The sequence below is a fragment of the Dinghuibacter sp. genome (genome assembly GCF_035492835.1).
Lineage (GTDB): Bacteria > Bacteroidota > Bacteroidia > Chitinophagales > Chitinophagaceae > Dinghuibacter.
On sequence record NZ_DATJIY010000221.1, the window covers coordinates 1 to 7,652 of the forward strand.

Below are 7,652 nucleotides of genomic sequence, written 5' to 3' on the forward strand. Positions count from 1 at the left end.
ATGGAAGAATCATGGCAAAATTACAAATCCGGGGAAAGGACCTGAGAAAGATCGGTTATCCCCAAACCCCCGTGGTCAGCGTGGCCATAGGGGTGATGGAACAGTATTATAAACGGCATTCGCTCGAAGAGGCCCTGGCGGTCCTCAAGGACATCATGGTGCAGCCGAAGGACTTCATCGACGACCCCGTGCTGGGCAAGGTGGCGCGCGCTTTTCTTCCGGAACGGGACGAAAGCGTCGAGTACTCGCTGAACCGCGACGGGGTCGCCTTTTCCATCTTTGGAAGGGGCCAGATCGAGGAAGGCGCGATGCAGCAGATGTACCTGGCGGCAAAACTGCCGGTTGCGGTCGCGGGCGCGCTCATGCCCGACGCGCACTCCGGCTATGGCCTCCCCATCGGGGGCGTATTGGCCACCGAGAACGCGGTCATCCCGTATGGGGTGGGCGTGGACATCGGCTGCAGGATGTGTCTGAGCGTTTTTGACATCCCGGCCACCGAGCTTTACCGTAAGGAATCCTTATTTACCAGGGAGCTCGAGGCGGCGACACTGTTCGGGAGCGGCGGCCAGTTCAGGGAATCGATGGACCATCCCGTGATGGACCGGGACACCTTCCACGACACCACACTGCTCCGGTCGCTCCACGGCCGCGCCTGGAAACAACTGGGTACCAGCGGCGGCGGAAACCACTTCGTGGAATTCGGCGAGGTGGCCATTACGGAACACGACCCGGTGCTGGGTCTGGCGCCCGGCCACTACGTGGGTCTGTTAAGCCACTCCGGTTCGAGGGGGCTTGGCGCGAACATCGCCAACCACTACACCCGGGTCGCCCGGTCCAAACGCCGGCTCCCCCAGGAAGCGACGCACCTGGCATGGCTGACGCTCGATGAAATGGAAGGCATGGAATACTGGACCGCGATGAACCTCGCCGGTGACTACGCGAGCGCCTGTCACGACGTGATCCACGTAAAGATCGCCACGGCCCTCGGCCGTCTCCCGATCCGCACCGTCCAGAACCACCACAACTTCGCCTGGCGGGAAACCCACAACGGCCGCGGTCTGATCGTCCATCGCAAGGGCGCGACGCCCGCCGGCCGCGACGTCCTCGGGATCATCCCCGGTTCGATGACCGCCCCGGGTTTTATCGTGAAAGGCCGCGGAAACACGGCATCGCTGGACTCCGCTTCCCACGGCGCCGGCCGCAAGCTGAGCCGCTCCGCCGCCAACGCGGGCATCTCGCATCACGCCCTCCGCGAGGAACTCGACCGCCACAACGTCCGCCTGATCGGCGGCGGTCTCGACGAAGCTCCTCACGCCTACAAGGACATCGAGTCGGTCATGCGAGCGCAGACGTCCCTGGTCGACGTCGTCGGCGCGTTCCGCCCCCGGATCGTGCGTATGGACGGCTAAAGACGTGCCCACGGGGCGCCTACGGCATGCCTAAGTGCAGGAGGGGAGGTGGCCTCGAGGTCTGCCGCCGCTTTGATAGCCATCAAAACAGCGGCAGACCTCGAGGCCGCCTCCCCTCCGGTGCTTATAGGCACGCTAAAACCTACTCCGACTTCAGCGCGTCGACCGGCCGCGAGGTAGCCGAACGGACCGCCTGCCAGGCGATGGTCAGCGCAATCGCCGCCAGGATCGCGAGCGTCGCAAAAAGGAACGTCGAAAAACCGATGTTCACGCGATACGCGAAGCTCTGTAACCAGCGGTGCATCCCATACCACGCCAGGGGAAACGCGATGACCAGCGACACCAGGATCAGCGCCACGAAGTCACGGGCCAGCAGCGCGATGATATCGCGGACGCGGGCCCCGAGGACTTTACGGATGCTCATTTCCTTGTTCCGCTGTTCAGCGGCGAAGGTGACCAGGCCAAAGAGACCGAGACAGGCAACCAGCAGGGCCAGCGCGGTAAAGGTGGAGATGACCTGGCCGACGCGGGCATCGGACGCATAGAGCTTGTTGAAGTCATCATCCATGAACGAATAGTCGAACGCCGCGGCGCCCGCGTATCGGGCATATACCTTGCGTACCTGGTCGACCGTGGCGGCAATATGGTCGGTGTTCAACCGTACGCCGGTGATATCCCTGAACCGGCCCAGCATCAGGATCAAGGGGGGCGTCGCCTCGTGGAGCGTGACGGAATGGAAATCCTTTACAATACCCAGGATGTGGTAGGTGACCAGCTTGCCCTGGTCCTCCTGGCGGTATAGGTTTTGGCCGGCGGGATTGGATATCCCCATCAGCCGGGCCATCGTCTGGTTGATCAGGATACCCTGGGTGTCGGAAGGCATATCCGGTCGGAAACCGCGTCCGTTCGCCATGGTCATCCCCATGAACCGGGTATAGCCGGACTCGATGTCCCACTCCTCCGGCCCGTATGACCGTGTCTTGGCCGCGTCGGAAAACCACATATCCGCGGTCGAGAGATTGGTGGTCGGAAAGGAGTTGGCCGTGGTGACGGCGCGGACACCCGGCAATTGCGACAACGCGTCCTCGAACGCGCGTAGGTGCTCGCCCATGTTCCCCGTATGCTGGATCAGCAAGACCTGTGAGCGGTCATACCCCAGGCGTTGGTTGCGGATGAAGTTGAGCTGGCTGTATATCACGATCGAGCCGACAACCAGCGATACGGCCGTCGTGAACTGGAAAACGACCAGGACATTCCGGAGCCAGCTCCCCTTAAATCCCGTGGATAGCTTGCCCTTTAATACCTGTATCGGCTGAAAGCGCGACAGGAAAAACGCGGGATAGCTGCCCGCCAGCAGCCCCACGACGAGCACGCCCGCGCCCGCGGCGGGAGCCAGCCAATACCAGGGCAGGGTGGCTGTTGTCAACCGCTGCCCGGACAGCCGGCTGAAAAAAGGCAGGAGCAGCAACGCCAGCATAAACGCCAGCACCATGGCGCCAAAGCTGTAGAGGATAGACTCGACCAGGAATTGGGCGACCAGATTGCCGCGGCGGGACCCCAGCACCTTCCGCACACCCACTTCCCGGCTGCGTCCGGCGGAGCGGGCGGTGGACAGGTTCATAAAGTTGACGCAGGCGAGCAGCAGGATAAAGATCGCGATGATCATGAACATCCGGACATAGACGATGCTTCCCCCGGGCTCGGTTTCCTTGGGCAGGTCCGAATACAGGTGGATACGGGTCAGGGGAATGGTCTCATACCGGTAGAAGTCCCCCTTTTTTGCCATCTCGTCGAAGTTCGTGCCGAGCACCTTGCGGATGGTCGGCTCCGAGTATTTTTGGGTGGCTGCCGCCAGGTCGCGGTCCAGCACCGCTTCGGTCGTACCCGGCCGTACCAGCAGGTAGGTCTCCCAGTCGTTATTGATCCAGTTGACTTCCCTGGACTGCTGGTCGGTGCACAGCGACCGTATGAGGTCGTAGTGGACGTGCGAGAGCGCGGGCATGTCCGCCATCACCCCGGTGATCTTCCATTGTGTCGTGTCGTCGATCGCCAGGGTCCTGCCCACGATGGCCGAAGGCTGCAGCGCCCCGAACTGGCGTTGGGCCATGGCTTCCGAAATGACGACGGTGTGCGGTTGTGTAAGGGCGGTCTGAGGATCGCCCGCCAGGAGGGGCAGGGAAAACACCTGGAAAAGGCTCGAGTCCGCCCAGCACGTCCGTTGCTCCGTGATGAAGGCGTTCCCTTTGCGGACGCGGGAAGCGCCGACATTGCTGAACCGGACAAAATTTTCCACCACGGGGTAATCCCGCTTCATCGCCGGCCCCAGGTCGGCGGGCACGATCTTTTCGCGCAGGTCTTCGCCCGAGATCCGGAAGTGTGGGTTTACCCGGTAGAGGCGGTCGGCATTGACGTTGTACCGGTCGTAGTTGAATTCGTTTACGACGTATAGCGTAATCAGCAGCACGGTAGCCAGTCCGACCGTCAGACCCAACAAGTTGAGCGCCGAGAAGATTTTCTGTTTCCGGAAATTCCGGAAGGCGGTTTTTATATAGTTGCGCAGCATGCGGGTATGGCCGCACAAACTTCGCCAAGTCCGTACCTATTGAAAAATAAAGACTTATATGTAAGTGGGTCCGGGCTTTGTATCGATTCCGGACACCAGGCGGCCCGGGAACGGACGGGGCCCTAATCGTCGTCGCTCCGGGCGACCAGCACGAAAGCGCTGCGTTTTGGCGCCGGCATCGCCGTCCCCCTGACGGACTGCCAGATGGCTTCGTTGAGCGCGCGGTCCGGCGCCGCGTCGGGTTTGGAAAAGTCGAACGTGACCGGCGCCGCCGCCTTATTCCGCGCATTGATATCCACCAACGCCGGCCGGAACACATACGGTGTCGTATCGGCGGTGGCCGTAAAACAATCGAACATCGGCGCCGCCGCCGCGTCGTATTGCGACATCGGCGGCAGCCCCAAAATCAGCTCCATCGTCCGCAACATCGCCGCGGTGGAATAGAGCGTGTGGTTGACGGCGTGGCGACGCACGTAGGGACTGATGACATAAGCCACGGAACGGTGCGCGTCGACGTGGTCGGGGCCGTCCTGGGCGTCGTCTTCGAGCACGAAGATCGCCGATGACGCCCATAGCGGGCTGTGCGAAATATGATCCACGATCCGGCCCAGCGCCAGGTCGTTGTCGGCGATGTGGGCGATGGGTGTGTAAGCGCCGCGGGAAAGCCCGCTCGTATGGTCGTTGGGCAGATAGATCGTAGAAAAACGGGGCACGGCGCCCATCGCCGCCAGCGAGTCGAAGTCGCGCTCGAAGACGCTGTCGCGATAGACGTCCTGGATATCGAGGTTCCAGCCGGGATAGGCGCGGCAATAGTGGGCCGGGTCGCGCAGGACGGGCAGGGTAGGGGGCCCGTTGTCCTCGAATTCCCCATAGTTGCGAAAGCTCACGCCCGCGCGGGCGCAGTAGTCCCAGATGAATCCTTTGGTGGGGTTGGCGATCGGCCGGCTACCGTCGAAGTCGTAGTTGCCGCCCCTGCCGGCGTAGTTGGAGGGCCAGTTCTTTTCCACGAAGTCGGTGGCGTACCCCGCCATCGACCAGTTGTGCCCGTCGGCGCTGACCTCGGCATTGACATAGAAATTGTCGAGCAGGACAAACTCACCGGATAGTGCGTGCGCATTGGGCGTCACGCGCTCGCCGAAGATACACAGGCTGCTATCGCCGTTGCCTTGCCGCATGTCGCCCAGGACCTGGTCGTAGGTGCGGTTTTCCTTGAGGATATAAAACACGTGTCGTATGGGCGGGATGGCGCCGGCCGGGGCGGAAGGCAGCGGCGTATTGGCGTATACCTGCCGGGTATACGCCGTAAGCGAGGCCGGCGAAGGGACCGGGATCATCGACACCGCACCGTGTAACATGCTCCCGATATACTGGTCCCCGTGATGAGAGGTCTTGTACGCGCCTACGTGTCCGTACGGCCCTTCCGCATCCGGGTTGGCAGGCGACGCCAATCCCTTGCCATCGGCCACCAGCAGCCCTCCGCGCCAGGTCCGCACACAGGTGGGGTACCAGCCGACCGGGATAAACCCCGCCGACCGGCTGCTCCCCGGTGTCGACACGTCGAATACCGCCAGGTAGTTGTTGTCCGCGTTGGCGATGTACAATGTTTTGTCCCCCGGACCCAACGCCACGCTGTTGGTCGTCGACCCGGTGGGCGCGTCGGGCGTCAGGGCCGTGTGCAGCGTCTCGACCGTCTTCCGCGCCGCCAGGTCCACCACGCTCACCGAATTGGCGTTCGCGTTGGCGACATACAACCACCGCCCGTCCCGGCTCAGCACCATGTCGTTCGGATGGTCCTCCGTTGCCACGGAGTCTGACAGCGTGTCCCGGACCGTTGAATATATCCATACCTTGCTCCCGCCCCAGCCGCTGATGTACAACTCATGCCGTGCCGCGTTATACACACAGGTGTACGCCTCCGCGGACAACGCCACGCGTCGCAAAACGGTCATCGCCCGCGTATCGCATATGTACAGCGCATCGTCCTCCTTCGTCACCACATAGAGACGGTCCCGGGACTCGTCGAGCGCGAGCCCCGTCGGGCTGATCTTTTCCTTGGGCCAGGGCGCCCCCAGCCGCAGCGTGTCCGGCCCCGTCAGCCGGTCGCGCGTCAGCGTGTACCGCAGCAGCACGTCGTCATTTCCCCCCGAGACCCACAGCCATGGCTTCCGCCGCGCAAACGCCAGCCCCAGCCAAGACGCGTGCACCGTAACCGAATCGGTGAGCAGCCCCGTTTTCAAATCGATCAGGTCGACCCCTTGCCGCCCGTTCCCGTTATTGGTTACCGCCAGGTGTACCCCATCCGGCGCCACCGCCATATTCAACGGCAGGTCGCTCGTGAGCGCCACCGCCTTTCCGGCGGGGCTTAGATACCAGCCCGTCGGTAAAAGGACGCGGTCCCCCGCCGTACCCGGGATTTGCACGGACGCGCCACCCGGCGTCTGCGCCAGAATCCGCCCGGCCATTAAGCCGCAACAAAGGAATATAATGTGCTTTTTCATGGAATTGCCCTGACTTTGTAACAAAGATCGGATAAAATTGCCTTGTGTTTATTACAAGTAATCGCAAAAATTGCCTTGTATTTGTGTCAAGTTTTTAAAAGAACTGCCCTAACTTTGTGACAAATATCGGTCAAAAAAGCCCTTACTCTGTGTTATGTTTAAAAGAAGCATTCACGACCGGTTGGAGGAATGGTCGGCCAAAAAGGATCGTAAGCCGCTGGTAATCAGAGGGGCCAGGCAGGTGGGTAAGACAACGGCCATCCGGCAGTTTTCAACCCGCTTCGGGCAGTATATATACCTCAACCTCGAGAGGGACGACGACCGGGAGCCCTTCGAGCAATTTACCAGCCTGGAGTCACTGGTTCAAGCCCTGTTTTTCCTAAAGAACCAACGGCTCGATAAGCGTGGAGACACGCTCCTGTTTATAGACGAAATCCAAGAGGTGCCGGAGGCGCTAAAAATGCTGCGGTACTTTTATGAGGAGGCGCCAGATATCCGGGTCATAGCCGCCGGGTCCATGCTGGAAACCTTGTTCAACCGGCAGGTCAGTTTTCCCGTAGGGAGGGTGGAATACATGGCGATCTATCCTGTGTCTTTTCCCGAATTTTTATCCGCCATGGGAGAGGATGGCGCATTGGACCAATTGACGAAGGTGCCTATGGCGCCATTTGCGCATACCCGGCTGCTCCAGCTTTTTCATCAATACGCGCTGATTGGCGGCATGCCAGAAGTGGTGCAGCGATACGCGGAAAGCAAGGACCTTACGACACTGGGTTCGGTATATGAGTCATTGATCGTGTCCTATATCGACGACGTCGAGAAATATGCGGGCAACCAGACGCAGGTGGAGATGATCCGTTATGCCATAAGGGCTTCGTACGCGGAAGCGGGTAAGCGGATAAAGTATCAGGGTTTCGGAAAATCCAACTACGGGTCCAGGGAAATGGGAGAAGCGTTGCGGACGTTGGAAAAGGCCTTGCTGATCCACCTGGTCTTCCCCCAGACAAGCGCTACCCTTCCTTTGGAGCCGGACCACAAGAAATCACCCCGGCTTCAGGTGCTGGATACAGGAATGTTGAACTATTTCGTGGGCATCCAAAAGGAGATCATCGGCACAAAAGACCTGAATGCCGTTTACCAGGGGACCATTATAGAACACCTGGTTGGCCAGGAGCTGCTTGC

At 60.8% G+C, this 7,652-nt stretch carries 4 protein-coding genes; 2 read left to right on the forward strand and 2 right to left on the reverse strand.

All coding sequences use genetic code 11. From position 1 onward, the window contains the following. Positions 1–1,409 (forward strand): RtcB family protein (locus VL547_RS20650; RefSeq protein ID WP_325581520.1); only part of this gene is annotated, 1,409 nt, incomplete at its 5' end. A 142-nt stretch (positions 1,410–1,551) separates the two neighbouring features. Here the strand turns inward: VL547_RS20650 and VL547_RS20655 are convergent. Beyond that, on the reverse strand, positions 1,552–3,972 hold the full coding sequence (locus VL547_RS20655) for an ABC transporter permease (protein WP_325581522.1): 2,421 nt from the start codon (positions 3,970–3,972) through the stop codon (positions 1,552–1,554). A 122-nt stretch (positions 3,973–4,094) separates the two neighbouring features. Next, positions 4,095–6,470, reverse strand: a complete 2,376-nt coding sequence (locus VL547_RS20660) for a bifunctional YncE family protein/alkaline phosphatase family protein (RefSeq protein WP_325581524.1) — start codon at positions 6,468–6,470, stop codon at positions 4,095–4,097. A 154-nt stretch (positions 6,471–6,624) separates the two neighbouring features. Here VL547_RS20660 and VL547_RS20665 point away from each other — a divergent pair. After that, the coding region (locus VL547_RS20665; protein WP_325581526.1) for an ATP-binding protein at positions 6,625–7,652 on the forward strand (1,028 nt) is incomplete at its 3' end.

Excerpts from the sequence above, each read along its gene's own strand:
- VL547_RS20655 (WP_325581522.1), bottom strand. The coding sequence starts at position 3,972 with ATGCTGCGCAACTATATAAAAACCGCCTTCCGGAATTTCCGGAAACAG.
- VL547_RS20660 (WP_325581524.1), bottom strand. The coding sequence starts at position 6,470 with ATGAAAAAGCACATTATATTCCTTTGTTGCGGCTTAATGGCCGGGCGG.